Annotated in this window: 11 protein-coding genes; 7 read left to right on the forward strand and 4 right to left on the reverse strand. The window is 41.1% G+C overall.

The genetic code is table 11. The features are described 5' to 3' along the window. Window positions 1-42 precede the first annotated feature (42 nt). Window positions 43-1,272, forward strand: a complete 1,230-nt coding sequence (serA, locus tag AC0L4E_RS15320) for a phosphoglycerate dehydrogenase (RefSeq protein WP_473679905.1) — start codon at window positions 43-45, stop codon at window positions 1,270-1,272. Window positions 1,273-1,424: 152 nt separating this feature from the next. Further along, window positions 1,425-2,384: a tRNA-modifying protein YgfZ gene (ygfZ, locus tag AC0L4E_RS15325; protein ID WP_473679906.1), complete on the forward strand. Its 960-nt coding sequence runs from the start codon at window positions 1,425-1,427 to the stop codon at window positions 2,382-2,384. Window positions 2,385-2,506: 122 nt separating this feature from the next. Here ygfZ and AC0L4E_RS15330 read toward each other — a convergent pair whose 3' ends face one another. After that, complete coding sequence (locus AC0L4E_RS15330) at window positions 2,507-3,526, reverse strand: response regulator (protein WP_473679907.1); 1,020 nt, start codon at window positions 3,524-3,526, stop codon at window positions 2,507-2,509. 27 nt (window positions 3,527-3,553) lie between these two features. Continuing rightward, window positions 3,554-8,845: a PAS domain S-box protein gene (locus AC0L4E_RS15335; RefSeq protein ID WP_473679908.1), complete on the reverse strand. Its 5,292-nt coding sequence runs from the start codon at window positions 8,843-8,845 to the stop codon at window positions 3,554-3,556. 390 nt (window positions 8,846-9,235) lie between these two features. Between AC0L4E_RS15335 and AC0L4E_RS15340 the strand changes: the two genes are divergently transcribed. From AC0L4E_RS15340 to AC0L4E_RS15360, 5 genes are all read left to right on the forward strand, one after another. Further along, entirely contained in the window at window positions 9,236-9,916 is a 681-nt protein-coding gene (locus AC0L4E_RS15340; RefSeq protein WP_473679909.1) for an ABC transporter ATP-binding protein, read from the forward strand. After that, the gene (locus AC0L4E_RS15345; protein WP_473679910.1) at window positions 9,909-12,545 is read left to right on the forward strand and encodes an ABC transporter permease; all 2,637 of its coding nucleotides are present in this window, start codon (window positions 9,909-9,911) and stop codon (window positions 12,543-12,545) included. Before AC0L4E_RS15340 ends, AC0L4E_RS15345 begins: the two co-directional genes overlap by 8 nt. After that, a complete protein-coding gene (locus AC0L4E_RS15350) occupies window positions 12,542-13,705 on the forward strand; it encodes a lipocalin-like domain-containing protein (protein WP_473679911.1) in 1,164 nt (387 codons plus the stop codon). Before AC0L4E_RS15345 ends, AC0L4E_RS15350 begins: the two co-directional genes overlap by 4 nt. 430 nt (window positions 13,706-14,135) lie before the next feature. Further along, window positions 14,136-16,619, forward strand: coding sequence for a nitrate reductase catalytic subunit NapA (gene napA / locus AC0L4E_RS15355; RefSeq protein WP_473679912.1), 2,484 nt, complete (start codon window positions 14,136-14,138; stop codon window positions 16,617-16,619). A gap of 101 nt (window positions 16,620-16,720) precedes the next feature. Continuing rightward, window positions 16,721-17,146, forward strand: a complete 426-nt coding sequence (locus AC0L4E_RS15360) for a nitrate reductase cytochrome c-type subunit (RefSeq protein ID WP_285163287.1) — start codon at window positions 16,721-16,723, stop codon at window positions 17,144-17,146. 111 nt (window positions 17,147-17,257) lie between these two features. Here the strand turns inward: AC0L4E_RS15360 and AC0L4E_RS15365 are convergent, their stop codons facing one another. After that, window positions 17,258-17,722 (reverse strand): GNAT family N-acetyltransferase, encoded by a 465-nt coding sequence (locus tag AC0L4E_RS15365; protein WP_473679913.1) that lies wholly within the window; start codon window positions 17,720-17,722, stop codon window positions 17,258-17,260. 201 nt (window positions 17,723-17,923) lie between these two features. Further along, a complete protein-coding gene (fusA, locus tag AC0L4E_RS15370; RefSeq protein ID WP_473679914.1) occupies window positions 17,924-20,008 on the reverse strand; it encodes an elongation factor G in 2,085 nt (694 codons plus the stop codon). Window positions 20,009-20,363: the final 355 nt, after the last annotated feature.

Raw genomic sequence — 20,363 nt, forward strand, 5'->3', positions numbered from 1 at the left:
GCATAACATAAGCATAACTATTGATAAGAGGGTACCCATATCATGGCGAAACACTCGCTTGACAAGGATAAAATAAAAATCCTGCTGTTGGAGGGCGTCCACCAAACTGCGGTCGATGTACTTGAGCGTGCAGGTTACACAAATATTGAATACCACAAAGCATCTTTACCAGAAGATGAGCTACTGCAATCCATTAAAGATGCACACTTTGTCGGTTTACGTTCCCGCACTCAATTAACTGCAGACGTGTTAAATCATGCTGAGAAATTAGTCGCTATTGGCTGTTTTTGTATTGGTACTAACCAAGTCGATATTGCTGCAGCAGAAAAGCTCGGCGTACCTGTATTTAACGCGCCATTTTCAAATACTCGCTCTGTCGCTGAACTCGTTTTAGGTGAGATCATCATGCTTATGCGTGGGATCCCGCAACGAAATGCCCATGCGCATCGTGGTGGCTGGCTGAAAAGTGCCAGTGGCAGTTATGAAGTCCGAGGCAAAACCCTTGGTGTTATCGGCTATGGCCATATCGGAACTCAGTTAGGCATTCTTGCTGAAACCTTAGGTATGCGTGTCGTATTTTACGATATCGAAGATAAGTTACCTTTAGGTAATGCAAGCCAAATTCATTCTTTAGAAAACTTGCTGGGTGAAGCAGATGTTATCAGCCTGCATGTTCCAGAAACCCCGCAAACTAAAGATATGTTTGGTGAGAAAGAATTTGCTCAAATGCGTGAGAAAAGTATTTTCATTAATGCTTCTCGTGGCACCGTTGTTGATATTGATGCGCTTTCAAACGCATTAAAGTCTGGGCACCTTGCTGGCGCAGCAATTGATGTATTCCCAGTTGAGCCAAAATCAAATGATGATGAGTTTATTAGCCCATTACGTGGTCAAGACAACGTCATTATTACACCGCATATTGGTGGTAGCACCGCTGAAGCCCAAGAGAATATCGGGATTGAAGTTGCTGGGAAACTAGCTAAATATTCAGATAACGGTTCTACAGTGTCTGCGGTTAACTTCCCAGAAGTCTCTTTACCTCAGCACAAAGGCGCATCGCGTTTACTGCATATTCACCATAACCGTCCTGGTGTACTAATTAAGATTAACCAAGCCTTTTCAGAAAAAGGCATCAACATCGCCGCTCAATACCTGCAAACAACTGCAGAAATTGGTTATGTTGTTATGGAGGTTGATTCTAATCAAGCAGAACAAGCACTTGGCGAATTAAAAGAGATTGAAGGCACTATTCGAACTCGTGTTTTATTTTAAAATAGAGCATTGAAAAATTGCCATTTAACTAAGCATATAAAGTGTGAAATAAAGCTATCTTCATTCAATTGAAGGTAGCTTTTTCTTTTGAGCGTAACTGAATTCCGTTACACTCAAGCCATATCTTTGTTGGTCATCTTAGGAATTAGTTTATGACACTTGCAACTGCGCAGCCTGATTGGGATTTTTTAAATACTTCCCCTGACTTATTAGTCGCTAATCTCACTCATTTAGGCTTAATTGAAATTACTGGTGAACAAGGTAAAACTTTTATTCACGGTCAAGTGACAACTGACATAGTGTCATTAAAAGATGATCAATGGCGCTGGGGCGCACATTGTGATGCTAAAGGTAAAATGCTTTCAAGCTTTAGAACTTTTGCCAATGAAGATCAACTCATGGTACTGCTGCCTCTTTCTGTACTGCCTCTAAGCCTTGCCCAGTGGCAAAAATATGCGGTTTTCAGTAAAGCTGAATTAACAGATGTCAGTGCAGAAAAAGTCATTCTTGGCTTTGCTGGAGCAAATGCAGAAGCATTTATCACTCAACAATTCGGTGATGTTACCGCTGAATTAAGCAGATTTGAGAATGCGATTATCGTTAAAGATAATGAACGCTTTATCGTCATGACTAGCAATGAAACAGCTATTGAACTGATTGCAGCTTCAAAGCAAACATTACAAAACTCATCGACTTGGCAAGCTCTTGAGATAAAGTCAGGCTACGCCAATATTGATGCCAACCACAGTGGTGAGTTTGTGCCTCAAATGTGTAATCTACAAGCGGTTAATGGCATTAGCTTTGAAAAAGGCTGCTACATGGGCCAAGAAACGATCGCAAGAATGAAATACCGTGGCGGTAACAAACGCGCGTTATACATTCTTACTGGCACCACTTCAGAGAGTGTCACCAGTGAATCTCAGATAGAAATCGCTGATGAAGATGGATTTAGACGTGCAGGTAAAGTGATTGAATCCGTGCAGCAAGATGGCAAAGTGTTGCTGGCAGCAGTGCTTGCCAACGACACCGAAAATAATGCCAAGCTGCGTATAAAAGAAGATGCAGCAAGCGAGCTAAGTGTTATTCCATTACCATACTCTTTAGAAGACTAATGGTTATCTAGGTCGCTTATTTAGTTAAGTGTTAGTTAGGCGCCTTAGCAAAAAAGGATAAATACCTTAAGTATTTATCCTTTTTCAATCTTTAAATCACGTAATAGTTTATTTGAACCAAATTAAAATGTTTCTTCGTGTTGTGCTTTAATCGTTTTCACATCATCTAATACCGACTTAAACTTCTCCACCAGCTCTGGATCAAAATGTTTACCGGACTCTTTTTCGATTAAACCGATAGTATCTTCAACCGTCCACGCTTTTTTGTAAGGACGCGCTGATGTTAACGCATCAAATACATCCGCAATGGCAATGATTCTCCCTTCAATGGGGATTTCCTCTCCGCAGAGCCCATTGGGATAACCACTGCCATCCCACTTCTCATGATGACTTAGAGCAATACGTTTTGCCATTTGCAGTAACGGGTCGTCATGTTCGCCAATAATCTCAGCACCAATAGCGGCATGGGCTTGCATTTCTTTCCACTCATCCGCATCAAGCTTCCCCGGCTTCTTTAAAATGGCATCAGGAGTACCTATTTTGCCAATATCATGCATAGGCGCAGCGTTATATAACAACTCACAAAAGCGCGAAGAATGCCCTGCAGCAATAGCAAGTAATCTCGCATAATGGCTCATACGTATTACATGCAAACCTGTTTCATTATCTTTATATTCTGCAGCTCGCCCTAGTCTTCGAATAATCTCAAACCGTGTTTCTCTGAGCTCTTTAGTTCTAAGCTCAACTTCTGACTCTAAGAGCCGCTTTTGATCATACAGACTTAAATGAGTTTTTACCCTTGCCTTAACAACTGCTGGACTCACAGGTTTAGTAATATAATCAACAGCACCAAGAGCGAAACCTTGGGTCTCATCCTCAGTATCTGCAAGGGCGGTAACAAAAATCACGGGAATGTGACAGGTTAATGGCTCACTTTTCAATTTTTGACAGACTTCGTAACCATTCATTCCTGGCATCATTACATCTAGCAATATCAAATCAGGAGAGGATTTTTGTGCCAATGCAAGGGCTTTAGGCCCATCAATAGCGACTTTAATTTTGTAATCGGCTCCCAGAATTCCCACTAAGATATCAATATTCTCAGGAGTATCATCAACTATCAGCACGGTCGCTTTTTCCATGTTAATTACCTATATTCCTTGTTTATATTAATTTGTCGATGAATTAAAATTCTGCCGTAATTGCTTTATCTGCTCCAACGCATCTTCAAACTGATAACCTTTAATCATTAACCCAACCGGTTTTAACTGTTGCCAAGTTTGCTGGCTCACTTGTTGTTGCAAGCTATCAATCATATCTGTTGCACTAGCATCGCCTTCATCTAGTAACTCTAAAAGCTTATCTAATAACTCAACAAAGGCGTCATTGCTAATGAGTTCAACCGATTCAACACTTTCCATTAGCTCATTGTTATTCAACCACAAGTCTATCGCTTCACATAATGATTGAACCAACTCATCTGTGGCGTTAAGTTCAACTGAAAACTCAACTTCGTCAATCAAGTTCTTTTCAAGTTCCTTAGCAAGTTCAGACAGTTTATTGCTCGCTAAATTGCCAGATAACCCTTTTAAAGTATGAGCAAAACGAATGGCATCATCTCGATTATTCGCATCGACAGCGGCGGATATTTGCGCTGCAATATTGCGCTTTCCTTCGACAAATCGGGTCAGAATCTTTCGATATAATCTCGCTGAGTTTTGTACTAACTGTAGCCCGCGATCGACATCGATATCAGGATGCTGTGGCCATGTTTCCACTTGTTCTACTGATGTATTTTGTGGGCTGACCAACTCAATATTGGCATCATTTTCGCCCAAATACTTAATTAAGGTTTGATACAGTAAAGAGACCTCTATTGGTTTTGCCACATGATCATTCATACCAACGCTTAAACACTTTTCTTTATCACCAGCCATCGCATTTGCTGTCATGGCTATAATAGGTAAAGACTCGTATGCCGCATTCTTTCGAATATGCTCTGTTGCTGTGTAGCCATCCATCACTGGCATCTGGCAATCCATCAATACTAAGTCAAAGTCTTGCTGATTAAGTTTGTCTAATGCTATCTGGCCATTAACAGCAATGGTAAGTTCTATCCCCACTTGCTCTAAAAACTCAGTGGCAACTTCTTGGTTCATATCGTTATCTTCAACTAACAATATTTTCTTGCCTTTCAGCTGCGCTAACAAAGCTTCATTAAGCTCGGTTGCTCTCGCTCTCACTGGCATATGTCCTTGTTTGCCTAGAGCTGACATAATGGCATCAAGCAAACGTGAAGCACTTACAGGTTTGGTTATGTAGCCGTTAATTCCCATGCTATTAATTGAATCAGTGAACTCTGCAGTTGCATGAGCCGATACCATAATCGTCAGTGGCGGATTAGCGCTTTGACTAATAATCGTCTCAGCAGTTTTTAAGCCATCAAGACCCGGCATTTTCCAATCTATTAAGGCTAGTTGATAATCGTTAGAATGGCACATGGATATCGCCTCTGTACCATCTTTGGCTAGTGCTACATTAAAGCCCATACTGTTAAGCATGGTTTGCAAAATATCTCGGGCGGTTTGGTTGTCATCAACAACCAATATCTCCATGCCTTCCAACTCTTGAGTGACTTTCAGTTGTAAGTCGTCAGCCTGACTCACATTCGCGGTGAAGTAGAATGTACTACCTATACCACGCTTACTTTCAACACCAATTTCACCGCCCATGAGTTCAACTAGTTGCTTACAAATCGCTAAGCCTAAGCCGGTACCACCGTATTTTCTTGTGGTTGAACTATCAGCTTGGCTAAATGACTTAAACAGTTTATTGCACTGCTCTGGAGTGAGGCCAATACCGCTATCTCTAACGCTAAACTTAAGTTCGAGTTCATCACCTTTTTGCGTGATAGATTCAATAGCAAGGATCACTTCACCGCGCTCAGTAAACTTGATTGCATTATTCATCAAATTAATCAGCACTTGGCTTAACCTCAATGGATCGCCCATTAAGTGGCTAGGAATATTAGGCGCAACAGAGAATAGCAACTCCAGTTGTTTATCAGCAGCTTTTGCGGCAAACATATCACTGAGATCTTCCAGCATGGTGTCGAGCTGAAACGGCACTATCTCAATTTCCATTTTGCCAGCTTCAATTTTGGAAAAGTCCAGGATATCGTTAATGATCCCAAGCAAGGATTTTGATGCACGCTCAATTTTTTCTACGAAATTATGTTGTTTTTTGTCTAAGTCAGTTTGCAAACACAAATGAGACATACCAATGATCGCATTCATAGGTGTTCTAATTTCGTGAGACATATTTGCTAAAAAATCACTTTTAGCTTTACTCGCCGCATCCGCATCATCTTTTGCTTGTTTTAATTCATTAGAGACAGTCATTAGACTGGTAATATCAGCCATTGAAACCACAGAAGAAGTCACTTCTCCTTGATCGTCCTTAATTGCTGCAAAGGTCATGTCCATCCAAATAATCTCACCGTTTTGGCTGAGGACTCTTGGTTCAATGTTAAAGTTCTCAAAAGCTCCACTGATTAACAGTTCAAACCTTTCTCTAGCAAGTTTTTTATCCTCGACTGCCATAAACTCGAAAAAGAGCTTACCTTCTAAATCATTTGAATTAATGCCAATGTTGCGACCAAAGTGTTCATTACAATTCATGATCACACCATGAATATCGATATTCACAATGCCCATTTCTGCGGTGTTAAGTAGGGTGCGTAAATGCTTTTCTCTGTCAGCTAAGCGGTTTTCGGCATTTTTCCTATCAGTGACATCCATTAAGTAGCCATTCCATAGCACAGCATCATTCGCTAATACCTGACCTTTCGCTCCAGCTTGCAGCCAAATGATTTCACCTGATGGATGTTGATACCTGAATTCAGTAACCCAATGAAGTCCCTGTGCACTTCTCCCAGACAAATCATCAATAATAGTTTGTCTTTCGCTATCTATGATTCGACCTACCAGTAAATCAAAATCTTGCATCAACATGTCACGTGGGAATCCAATGATGCTAATACAGGCTTCTGATAAAAAGCTAAACTCTCGTTCAGTCTCTGAGTGCCATATCATTTGGTAAACTAAATTAGGTAAAGACTCTGTGATGTTCTCAAGTTGTTTTTGTGAGTTTTGAATGGTTTCAAGGGCACTTTTTCTTTCAGTAACATCGTTAATACTGCCGTCAAACCATAAAGGTGTCCCCTGCTCGTCATAGCTGGCTTTTCCTTTTTCTTGTATCCATTTGATACTACCGTCGCGGTGATAAATACGGTACTCAACATCGAAACTCTGTTGAGTATTAATAGCCTCTGATATCGCAGTAAAACAAGCAGCGTCATCATCTGGATGAATAATGGTATTAAATTGCAGCTTATTACTTTCAATAATGTCAGAAGCTGGATAACCCGTAATATCAGCAATATTGTTACTGACATACTCCATAATCCAATGGTCACCAATTCGAGTTCGGTATATTGCTCCAGGAATGTTTGCCACCAAGCCTCTAAAGCGGCTTTCGCTATCTTTGATCTTGCGCTCAATTGCCATCTGATTAGTTAAATCACGGATGGTTGCTGCTATTTGCTTTTTGCCGTCATGTGGAATGGGTAATAAGGCTAAGTTAATTTCCACCTGCATTTCAGATGTATCAGACTTTAATGCAACCCAGCCTTCTTTAGGTGTAGTAAATCGCGTTAACCCTTGTTCTAAAAACACTGATCTTACTGCATCATGTTTGGTTCTATATCGCTCTGGAAATAACAACTCCACATTAATTTTTAATAGTTCATCAGCAGAATATCCGAATAGCTCTTGGCAGCGAGTATTTGTGAAAATAATCCCGCCCTGCTCATCAACAATTAACATCGCTTGTGGTGATGATTCGATGACTGCATTTGACCATAATGCAGCAGAGAATTGCTCGGTGACATCGGTGAATAACATTTCTACAGAAATCAGTTCACCAGAGTCCGCAACCAAAGGTTGCATGAAAACATCTAAGCGTCTTATTTGACCATCACCAGCGAGCATTTCAACTTGATGGGCTGGCACCGTTTTACCTTCAAGTGCTTGCTCCATGTAATTCCAATTAGCTTCATTAATTGGTTCACTGGTGAACATGCGTTGGTACTTGCGCTTTAGGGTGTCTGCATCGACTTTTAATACCTTTTTAACCCCATCACTCACTTGAGCTAATTGCCCTTGAGGGTTTAATGAACAATAGAATGATTTATCACTCATACCATCAATTAAACTTGCGAAACGGCTACCGGTAGAATCTTTTAATGCCAACTCTCTTTCTTCAAGTAAAGCTGCTAATTGGTTAAATTTTTGGGTTAGTGTTGATACCTCGGAAATATTAGAGCGATCGGCAGTTAAGCGATCAATCTTTCCTTCCCCAAAATCCATAATGCCATTTTCGAGATTTTCTAAGGGCCGACTTAAACGCTTAGAAGCAAGAATACTGGTTAATAACAGTGCAATAGATAATAGTAACAATATGAATGCTAATCGTGAAAAGTTAGACAAAAAGTATTGTCTGAGCTCACTGTCACTGGTAGCAATAACAACTTGCCAATTTAACGACGAGACATTGGCAACACTAACCAAAAAGCGGTCTCCAGAAACGGTTACAGCCTCTGTTTGCCCCGCTATATTATTGGTTAAAAGTGCTTTTAATTGATCATTTTGAGGGTTGTCAGACAGCCACTTATCACTGCTACCTTTTAAATCACTGTTCCTTTCATCGTAAAAAATGATCTGGTCATTACTGTCGAGAATCACGAGGTTTTTACTGGGGATTTTCATCAAACCAGGTAAGTTGTTTAAAGCCAGATCTGCGGTAACAACACCATATCGGTCATCAACATCACCAAAGGCTTTAGAGTAAGTCATCATTAAGATGTTACCAGCACCTTCATCAAAGTAAGGCTCTGACCACACTCCGGTTTTACTTGCCATCGCGTCAGTCCACCAGCTCCAACTTCCATCAGTGTAGTCATAAGCTTCGGCCCCAATATCCATGATATTTATCTGGCTACCTTCACGGTAAGCAAACGGAGCATAACGCAGTTTTTGAGTTAAAAAGTTGGGACGATAAGCAATTGCGCTACCAAAAATACTAGGATTACGTTCGAGTCGATTGATGAGTAAGTTTTCAACTTTATCGATATCATCATATAAATCGTCACTATCAATATAAGTTAAGTAATCAGATAAGCCACGAGTGGTATTCTGAACTGAGTCCAGAACAAAATTAAGATGATTGGCTGAAAGAACAGCTTGTTGCTCTAGACGATCATAGACATCATTTTCATGTTCTTGGTAATTAATCCAGCCATTAAATCCATATACCAATGCCATAATCAAAATTAATGGCAAGGCAATATAAGCCAAGATTCGACTTCGAAAACTGTGTAACTTTTGCTTATTTTTATCCATAAATACAAGTCTCATTAACAAGTCGAAATTTGGTTGTCGTCAAATTAACCCTGATGTTATCCATAACTTGGCTTACTAAAGCAACATTCACATTACGTTATGGTTTGATAATTACCAATACATCATAAGAAGGATTGAACTGCTTAAAAAACACCCTTACCACTATAAACCTTAAGCCTATGATTGCAATTACAAATACATCTAAAAAAATCCGCACTTAAAGTAAGTTTATCTCTTTAAACCCTAGTCAGTGCTGACATTGGATACAACTAAAGTCGCAATAAATTTTCTTAACTGTTTTTTATCAACATGAAATTACCCTTTAAGATCGATCCTTATGTTCGAAACTATCGTATGATGATGTAATTAATAGAGTTACTGGATCTTGTTATGCAAACCGATGTGAGCCAAGTTGTCAGCCAACTAACGCAGGTATCAAAAGGATTTACTGATGGCGACCAATACCATCAAGTACTCGATTGCGTCGATTTAACATTGAACATCGGCGACACCATCGCACTAACGGGGCCAAGTGGAACAGGGAAAAGCACCCTGCTTAATATTATTGCAGGATTTGAAAGAATCGACTCTGGTGAACTGCAGCTATTAGGACAACAAGCTGAGCAATGGCAGGACAATCATTGGAGTGACTTTCGTCGTCAGCAACTCGGTATTGTATTTCAGCAATTTAATTTACTCACTCCATTAAATGTTCTTGATAACATTCGCTTTCCATTACAACTCAATAAACTCAAATGGAGCCCTTGGTGCGATGAGCTAATTGATAAGCTCGCACTTACTGAAGTGTTATCAAGGCCCGTCGAAACCTTATCTGGTGGTCAACAACAACGTGTTGCCATTGCCAGAGCACTCGTACATCAACCAGCATTACTGCTCGCAGATGAACCCACCGGTAACCTTGATGAAAAAGCCGGTCAACAAGTCATGCAATTGCTATGTGAGTTAGCACAAGCGGCTAATACAACGGTTTTAATGGTGACTCATAGTAATACTTGCGCCAATTACATGCACAGACGTTGGCATTTAGAGCAAGGTAAAATCCATGAGTAATGTGCAAGCTCAAACTAACAATGCAAGCAAAGCAACTTTTCCCAAGATAAGTGCATTATCTGAGATAGGGTTTAGTTTGCGTTTATTCTTTGCCCATTATCGACATGCACCTTTGCAAGCTGGCGCTATATTACTTGGCATAATCCTAGCTGTGACTTTACTTATTGGGGTTAAATCCACTAACGAGAATGCTGTTCGAAGTTATAGTGAAGCAACTGAGCTATTAAGCCAAAGAGCCCGTTTACTTATTACACCGGCTGCCGGTGACCGTTATCTTGATGAGCAAGTTTATTTTAGATTACGTCAATCAGGCATAAGCAACGCCTTAGCTATAGTGAATGGCCTTGTGGTGGACTCACAAGGAAGGCGCTGGCAAATTCAAGGCAGCGATTTATTTGCTGCAATTAATCTACAAGCTAGCCAGACAGCATCAAGTGATGAAAATTCAGATGAGCACGCAAGTCAAAACAACGGCTTTGTTAACCCTAATATTCCTTTAGCCAGATTACTCGCAGCAGAAAACATTCTATTAATGAGTCAGTCATTAGCAGAAAACGTCGCCCCTAATGGTGAGTTTTATTTGCAAGATCCCAGCAAAGATAATGCTGCCATCATCAAACTAGAGGTTGTCGGCTTAGATGATGATTTTGGACTCGGTAATGCCATAGTGGCTGATATTTCACTGGCTCAAAAATTATTGCATCAGCCAAAGCAGCTTTCTTACATTGCGTTATTTGATAATCCCGAGGCATTGATTAAACGTATTAATCAGCAAAACCTACTGCAACAACAAGCCAATATTACTGAACAGGATCAAGGCCAAGCTCTACAGGAACTCACCCGCAGTTTTCATCTAAATCTCAATGCCATGAGTATGTTGGCATTTGTAGTTGGACTTTTCATCGCCTACAACGGGGTGCGCTACAGTTTAATGAAGCGGCAAAAATTACTGGTGCAATTACTTCAGTTGGGAATTCAAAAGAATCGCTTAATGCTGGCATTAATCTGCGAACTAATGCTACTGGTGATAGTTGGCTCAGTTGTCGGTTTTATTCTTGGGCTGCAACTAAGTTTGTGGCTACAACCTATGGTGGCAATGACCTTAGAACAACTCTACGGCGCTAGACTTATGCCGGGTTCATGGCAATGGCAATGGTTGGTACAAGCAATTGGTCTAACTTTATTTGCCGGGCTATTAGCTTGCTTACCGCTATATAGACAACTCACCAATCAACCCCTTGCGCGAATAAGTACTAAAACTAACCAGGTACGCCACCTCGTTCGAACTCATAGGGTTCAATTTGCGGTTGCCTCAGTGAGTTTAATTGCTTGTGCAATTGCCTTCCCTTTCGCCGAACAGTATCAAGTCAGTTTAGGGTTAATGGGAGTGGTGATTGTTGCAATCCCACTCTTGCTGCCGCTCACCATATACAAAATAAGCCAATGGCTCGCACATATCTTCCCAGCGGGTATTTGGCATTATATGATTGCTGAAACCAAAGAGTTAATCGGCCCTTTATCACTTGCCATGATGGCGATGCTATTAGCATTAACGGCCAATATCTCTATGAATACCTTAGTGGGGAGCTTTGAAGTCACCTTAAAAACATGGCTCGAAAGCCGTCTACATGCTGACTTATATATGCGCCCTGCAAGCGATAAAATTCTCGATATACAAGACTTTTTAAGCGATAAAGAAAAGGTCAGTGGTGTCTATACCCAATGGACTGTTCAGTCACATTACCAAAATATGCCAGTCGAGCTGGTTACTAGGGACTTATATTCAACCAAAGTCACCAGTTCATTAAAATCTCAAACCAGTGACTTATGGCAAGAGTTTCAACTAGGTAATCAAATCCTTATCAGTGAGCCTATTGCCATAAAGTACGCTTTAAACCTTGGCGACACTTTCGAAATAGATGCCTTTACACAAACCTCGAGCTCACAATTATCCAGCAATACCTCAAGCTCTAGTGACCCATTGCCTATAATTGGCGGAATATTTTTTGATTACGGTAACCCTAAAGGCCAAGTCGTCATTGACCAAGAACTTTGGAAAAAAGTCGGTTTACCTGAAAAACCCAAAAGCATTGCAGCCAGTTACCAAGGAGACATCAGCGAACTGGAGCAATTGTTAGTCGATAGTAAGCTCATCTCTAACGCGCAAATGTACAACCAAGCAAAAATTAAACAACAAGCCATTGCCATGTTCAAACAAACGTTTTCTATTACCATGGTGCTCAACAGCTTAACCTTGATGGTTGCGGCCATTGGCTTGTTCAGTGCTTGCTTGATGTTAACCCAAGCTAGGCAAGCTCCACTGGCTAAGCTTTATGCTTTAGGTATAAGTAAAGGTCAATTAAGAGTCATGACATTTGTGCAGATGCAGCTCATTGTTCTGGTCACATGCTTGGTAGCATTACCTACTGGCGCTATTTTAGGATACTTATTAATTAACAAGGTGACCTTGCAAGCCTTCGGCTGGAGTATCGCCATGTTATGGGACTGGCAAGCTTATATTCGAGTGGTGGTTATCGCATTAACCACTAGCGCTGTTGCCATTGCGATTCCACTTTACTGGCAAACAAGAAAGCCGCTGATTAATAGTTTGCAGCAGGAGGCCTTATGAAGCCGATAATCTGTCCATCATTTGCTGTATTAAGTAAAACTAAGCGGAAAAAAGCCATTTCATGGCTACTGTTGCCAGCTTTACTGATGTTAGTGGCTTGTCAGCCAGAGCCTACTGCAACTATTAGTATGGGCGGTTTATTGGGTGAGCCATCTTCACAAATGGAAGATTACGACAGTGTCACACCTGGTTATCAATTTTCTTTTCCTGCCGACCACCAAAGTCATGACAATTTCCGTCAAGAGTGGTGGTACTTAACCGCCAACATGCAAACACAAGCAGGTGAGCAACTTGGTATTCAGTGGACTCAATTTAGAATTGCACTTGCAGCTAATAACTCAAATGTTGATAAAAAATCTGATTGGGCAACTTCACAGATGTATATGGCTCATGCCGCGTTAACCTCAAAAAGTAATCATCAAGCAGCCGAAAAATGGTCCCGAGGCCATCCTAACCTTGCCAGTATTAGTGCCCAGCCATTCAGGGCAAAATTAGATGACTGGCAATGGATTAGTGAATCGAATGGGCTTTTTCCTGCGACATTATCCGTAGCAACCAACGATTTTAGTTATCAGCTGTCTTTAACAAGTCACGCTCCAATGCAACTGCAAGGTGACAAGGGTTACAGCATTAAAAGTGCAGATGCTGCCGTCGCTTCTTATTACTATAGCCAACCATTTATAGATTTAACTGGCACGATAACACGCAACGGAAAACAAGAAATGGTTTCTGGTAAAGCTTGGTTAGATAGAGAGTGGAGTTCGCAATTTCTCACCAAAGCCCAACAAGGTTGGGACTGGTTTTCCATCAGGTTAGATGATGACTCTGCATTAATGGTATTTCAACTTCGCGGCGCAAATGAAGATACGCCCGATTTTTACAGTGCTAGACGAATGTTTGTTGACGGTTCGGGCCGAAATATCAGTAGTGCACAATCACCTGATGATATTTCCATGATGCCTATTAGTTGGCAGCAAACCGACAGTGGTAACTACCCTACGAGTTGGCAGCTAACAATTATTAGTGAGCAAATCGACGTCTCGATCAGTGCTCTTAACCCTGATAGCAATATGCCATTATCCATTGCTTATTGGGAAGGCCCCATTAACGTTAGCGGTAGCCATAGTGGCAATGGTTATATGGAATTAACTGGATACTAGTTTGCATTACTCCCTATCTTATACACACTAGATAATACGCATAGAGGTACTTAGATAAATGGTGAGAAAATAAAGAGTGGATGGGTTAAATTAAAATCAATTTATGGATGAAATTAGAACAATAAATAAAATGTGATAAATCCACGACTTCCCCTTCATTTTCTTCCATCTTCACCTAGAATCAATGTATCGATTAAATTAACAATAGCTAAATAAGTGACTGAGTAACTTCTAAAATGTGTTATAGATCACATGATAAAATGTGATCTACGACAATAAATCCTCAGTATACTCATTGCGAGGTATACCCATGAAAAATGTGAGGTTTAAACTCGATTACATAGAGATGAAAAAAGCCATTATTTGGCATAAAAAACGATGATTAGCCTATTTAAGGCTAACAACTAACAGCAAAGAGTGAGGAAACACCATGAGCATAAGCCGTCGCGAGTTTCTAAAAGCCAATGCCGCTACTGCAGCCGCGTCGGCTGTTGGGCTTGCCTTACCAATCAAAATGGTTCAAGCAGAAGAGAAGTCTGCAGAAATTAAATGGGACAAAGCCCCATGTCGTTTCTGTGGTGTAGGTTGTAGCGTTTTAGTCGGGACAAAAGGCGGTAAAGTTGTTGCGACTCAAGGTGACCCAGAAAGCCCTGTAAACAAAGGTCTTAACTGTGTTAAAGGCTACTTCCTTTCTAAAATCATGTACGGTAAAGACCGTCTAACTTCGCCATTATTGAGAATGAAAGATGGCAAGTATGATAAAGAAGGTGATTTCACTCCTGTTAGTTGGGATGTTGCTCTAGATACTATGGCTGACAAGTGGAAAGAAAGCATCGCTAAAAAAGGCCCTACTTCAGTCGGTATGTTTGGTTCAGGCCAATGGACGATTTGGGAAGGCTATGCTGCATCTAAATTACACAAAGCTGGTTTCTTAACTAACAATATCGACCCTAACGCTCGTCATTGTATGGCATCTGCGGTAGGTGGTTTCATGCGTACCTTCGGCATCGATGAGCCAATGGGCAGCTATGACGATTTCGAAGCAGCTGATCACTTCGTGCTTTGGGGCGCGAACATGGCAGAAATGCATCCAATTCTATGGTCACGCTTAACAGACCGTCGTTTAAGCCACGCTGGCAGCAAGGTTCACGTTTTATCGACGTTTGAAAACCGCAGCTTCGAGCTTGCCGACAACGCAATGGTGTTTAAGCCGCAAACTGACTTAGTTATCTTGAACTACATTGCTAACTACATCATCCAAAACGATGCGGTTAATAAAGACTTCGTTAGCAAGCATACTAACTTTGCAGAAGGTGTGACTGATATCGGTTACGGTCTTCGCCCTGAGCATCCTCTAGAGCAGAAAGCAAAGAACCCAGGTAATGGTAAGTCTAAGCCTATCTCTTTTGAAGAATACGCAAAATTCGTTAGTACTTATACTGCTGAATACGCATCTGAAATGAGTGGCGTGCCAGTTGAAAATCTTGAAGAAATGGCAAAAGCGTATGCTGATCCTAACATCAAGATCATGAGCTTATGGACTATGGGTATTAACCAACATACTCGTGGTGTTTGGGCAAACAACATGCTTTATAACATTCACTTGTTAACAGGCAAAATCGCTACTCCTGGTAACAGCCCATTCTCATTAACTGGTCAACCATCAGCTTGTGGTACAGCTCGTGAAGTTGGTACATTCGCTCACCGTCTACCTGCAGATATGGTAGTGGCAAATCCTAAGCATCGTGCCATGACTGAAGAGTTATGGCAATTACCAGAAGGCACTATTCCGCCTAAACCTGGTTACCATGCTGTTCTTCAAAGCCGTATGCTTAAAGATGGCAAACTAAACTGTTACTGGACTATGTGTACCAATAACATGCAAGCGGGTCCAAACATTAACGATGAAATTTACCCAGGTTTCCGTAACCCTGAAAACTTTATTGTGGTATCAGATCCATACCCAACAGTGACGGCAACAGCTGCTGACTTGATTCTTCCTACTGCAATGTGGGTTGAGAAAGAAGGTGCATATGGTAACGCAGAGCGTCGTACTCATATGTGGCACCAGCAAGTTCCAACTCCTGAAGGTGCTAAGTCTGACTTATGGCAGCTTGTTGAGTTCTCTAAACGCTTTAAAGTATCTGAAGTATGGCCTGCAGAGTTAATTGCTAAAAAACCTGAATATGCTGAAAAGACTTTATATGACATCTTGTTTGCTAACGGCGTAGTGGACAAATTCCCTACTTCTGAGTGTAAAGGCGAATACAACGACGAAAATGAAGCATTCGGATTCTACCTTCAAAAAGGTCTGTTTGAAGAATATGCTCAGTTTGGTCGTGGGCACGGTCACGATTTAGATGCATTTGACAACTATCATGAAAACCGCGGTAAACGTTGGCCTGTAGTTAATGGTACCGAAACGGTTCGCCGTTTTGTTGAAGGTAGTGATCCATACGTTAAAGCTGGTGAAGGTTATAACTTCTACGGCAAGCCTGATGGTCGCGCAGTGATTTTTGCTCTGCCATTTGAGCCTGCAGCTGAAGAGCCAAATGAAGAGTTTGACCTATGGATGTCAACGGGTCGCGTACTTGAACATTGGCATACCGCTAGTATGACAGCCCGTGTACCAGAACTGCATAAGTCTTACCCTGATGCACAAGTATTCATGCACCCTAAAGATGCGAGCAGTCGCGGTCTTAAAAATGGTGATGAAGTGAAAGTGATTTCTCCACGTGGTGAAGTTAAAACTCGTGTTGAAACCAAAGGCCGTAACAAGCCACCTGTCGGCGTGGTATTTATGCCATTCTTTGATGCTAGACAGCTGGTAAACAAACTATTACTTGATGCAACGGATCCATTATCGAAAGAAACGGATTTCAAGAAGTGTCCTGTGAAGATTGTTAAAGCCTAACTTGACTGAAGCGATGTCTGATCAAACGGAATATAGGCATCGCTCATCACTAATTTTCTCTATCCATTTACAATGATAATGGATATGACGGAGTGTAAACCATGAAGAAAATACTCAGCCTTGCTGCGATAGTGCTCAGTCTTAGCGCATGCTCAGGTCAACAAACACCAGAAACTGCTGCGCCAGTGACTGTTAAATCACTAGCTGGCGATGTCGCTATTACAGCAACAATGCCAGCAGATGCTAAAGCGACTTACCCAAGCCGTGGTAAATCATTAGAAAGAACATTTGTGCATATGCCGCCACTCATCCCGCACAAAGACTCTTATAAAATTACCATGAAGAAAAATGGTTGTTTATCGTGTCACAGCACTGAGAAAGCGGCCCGAATGAAAGCTACGCCAGTTGATGCATCTCACGTGAAAGCTGACGGCGAGTTTGACGATAAGTACTACTTCTGTGTTCAGTGTCACGTTGCTCAAGCTGACAACAAAGAAGCAATTGTCGGTAATACTCACACTAACTAAGCTTTATTGAGTCTGTATATTGCAAACAATAAAATGCCACCGTCCAAGGACAGTGGCATTTTTTATTGCTTTACTCTTCCATAACACTTGCAAAGCACTTGTATAGTACTTTTATAGCTGTTTACGCATTACAAAGTTATTAATCTTCTGGCCTCTTACTTCCACACTTTGGGCCTCTTCTTCCACAAAGCCATATCGACTGAAAAATGGTTTTGCGGTAATACTCACCTCAGCATACAAACTATTAAGCTTTAACTTTATCGCCTTGTTGAAGATAGCTTGCATTAATGCATCACCCACACCTTGCCTCTGAAAGTCGGCGCTGCAGTAGAAATGATCGATATAACCATCATCTTGAACATCCGCAAAACCAGCTATGAGATGATTAACCTCAGCCACAAAAGGATCCATTTTTGTCACTCTTTCCACCCAAGCGCTTTCATTGTACTCAAGAGGTGCCCATGCGGTCACCTCAGCTAACGAATAGTGCTGACGGTTAACATTATGAATGGTATTAAGCTTTAGCTGCCATAAAGGCTTTATGTCGCTTGTGGTAAAGCGCCTTACTTTAATCATGACTCTTCCTTGATACTATTTTTGCCTACACTTTACATCTTGATATATAAGCTGCAAGGCGCTAAAGACACCTCAAACTCGGAAAGGCGTTTTTATTTTCTCTTATTAAAAACCAAGTAGATATACTGTCAGTATTGAATTTTAAGTATAAAAAAACCGCTGCAAAGGCAGCGGTTTTTAATTAAAGAGTTTAGTTAAGAATTACTTCTTAGCTTCACGCTCTTTAACTTCAGCAATTACTTTTTCAGCAACACTGTTTGGACATGGTGCGTAGTGAGCGAATTCCATAGAGAATTGGCCACGACCAGATGTCATAGTACGTAGTGAACCGATGTAACCGAACATTTCTGATAACGGTACGTCAGCTTTAATACGAACACCAGTAACACCAGCCATTTGGTCTTTGATCATACCACGACGACGGTTAAGGTCACCAATTACGTCACCTACGTTGTCTTCTGGGCTGAATACGTCAACGTTCATGATAGGCTCAAGAAGTTGTGCACCGGCTTTAGGCATAGACTGACGGAATGCGCCTTTAGCAGCGATTTCGAACGCGATAGCTGACGAATCAACTGCGTGGAAAGCACCATCAGTAAGTTCTAGTTCAACGTCTAACACAGGGAAACCAGCAACAGTACCGGTGTTCATCATGCTAGCGAAACCTTTCTCAACTGCAGGCCAGAATTCTTTAGGTACGTTACCACCAACAACTGAAGAGCTGAAAGTGAAACCAGTGTTTTGCTCACCAGGCTTGATGATGTAGTCAATTTTACCAAACTGACCAGAACCACCAGACTGTTTCTTATGCGTGTAGCTATCTTCAGTTACCTTAGTGATAGTTTCACGGTAAGCAACTTGAGGCTCACCAACAATTAAGTCTACACCGTAAGTACGCTTAAGGATGTCTACTTTAATGTCTAAGTGAAGCTCACCCATACCTTTAAGGATGGTTTCGCCTGAATCTTCGTCAGTTTCTACGCGGAAAGATGGATCTTCTGCAATCATTTTACCGATAGCGATACCCATTTTCTCTGAACCACCTTTATCTTTAGGTGCTACAGCGATAGAGATAACTGGCTCTGGGAATACCATTGCTTCAAGAGTACAAGGATGTTTAACATCACATAAAGTGTGACCAGTTTGAACATTCTTCATACCAACGATAGCGATAATGTCACCAGCTTGAGCTGAATCTAATTCGTTACGCTCATCAGCTTGCATTTCAACCATACGACCAACACGCTCAGTTTTACCTGTAGCAGAGTTAAGGATGGTGTCACCTTTCTTGATCTTACCTGAGTAGATACGTACGAAAGTTAGTGCACCAAAACGGTCATCCATGATTTTGAATGCTAAAGCTTTGAATGGCTCGTCAACTGAAACTAAAGCGTGCTCGCCTGTTTCGTTACCTTCTTCATCAGTAAGAGGCTGAGGATCAACTTCAACTGGATCAGGTAGGTAGTCAACAACAGCATCAAGAAGAAGCTGCATACCTTTGTTCTTAAACGCAGAACCACAGTAAGTTGGGAAGAATGCCATTGTACGAGTACCCTTACGGATACAACGCTTAATGTCTTCCATAGATGGCTCTTCGCCTTCCATGTAAGCTTCCATTAGATCGTCGTCTTGCTCAACAGCAGTTTCGATTAGCATTTCACGGTATTCTTCTACCATGTCAACCATATCAGCTGGAACGTCTTCGATCTTGTAGTTTTCTGCTTGTCCAGTTTCATCCCATACCCATGCTTTACGAGTAAGTAGATCAACTACACCAGAGAATTCGTCTTCGATACCAATCGGTAAAACCATAACCAATGGGTTAGCAGCTAGAACGTCTTGAGTTTGCTTAACAACGCGTAAGAAATCAGCACCCATACGGTCTAATTTGTTTACGAAGATGATACGAGCAACTTCTGATTCGTTAGCATAACGCCAGTTAGTTTCTGACTGAGGCTCAACACCACCAGAACCACAGAATACACCTACACCGCCATCAAGAACTTTAAGCGAACGATATACTTCAACTGTGAAGTCAACGTGGCCTGGAGTGTCGATAACGTTAAAACGGTGGTCATTCCAGAAACAGCTTACTGCTGCTGACTGAATAGTAATACCGCGCTCAGCTTCCTGTTCCATGAAGTCAGTAGTAGATTCACCATCATGTACTTCACCGATCTTGTGGATCTTACCGGTTAGCTTAAGGATACGCTCGGTGGTCGTGGTTTTACCCGCGTCAACGTGAGCGAAGATACCAATGTTTCTGTATTTGGATAATTCGGTCATGATTCAACTTTAATGATTAGTTAAGAGGTAAACGGAGTATGTAAAAAAGCTAGACACACCGCACATCTGGTTATTTAAGGCGCATATTGTAAGTGGGAACCTTCAAATGCGCAAATAGGACTTGCAAAATTTATCACATTTTGCAAAAAAAAATTGCCTTTAATTTCATTATTCCTAAATAAAACAATAAAATAAAAGTTATTGTTTATTTTTCAAACAACTTAATTTTTCAGACCCAAATCGTGTATTTTTTATGACGAATAGGCTGAGTAAGACATTTTTTCTGCAATCGGCAACAAAAAAGCGAATTTGTATCAATTCATTCAATCTTGATTACGTTAATTTGTGACGAGTT

It is taken from the genome of Shewanella sp. GJ50-10 (assembly GCF_055808815.1).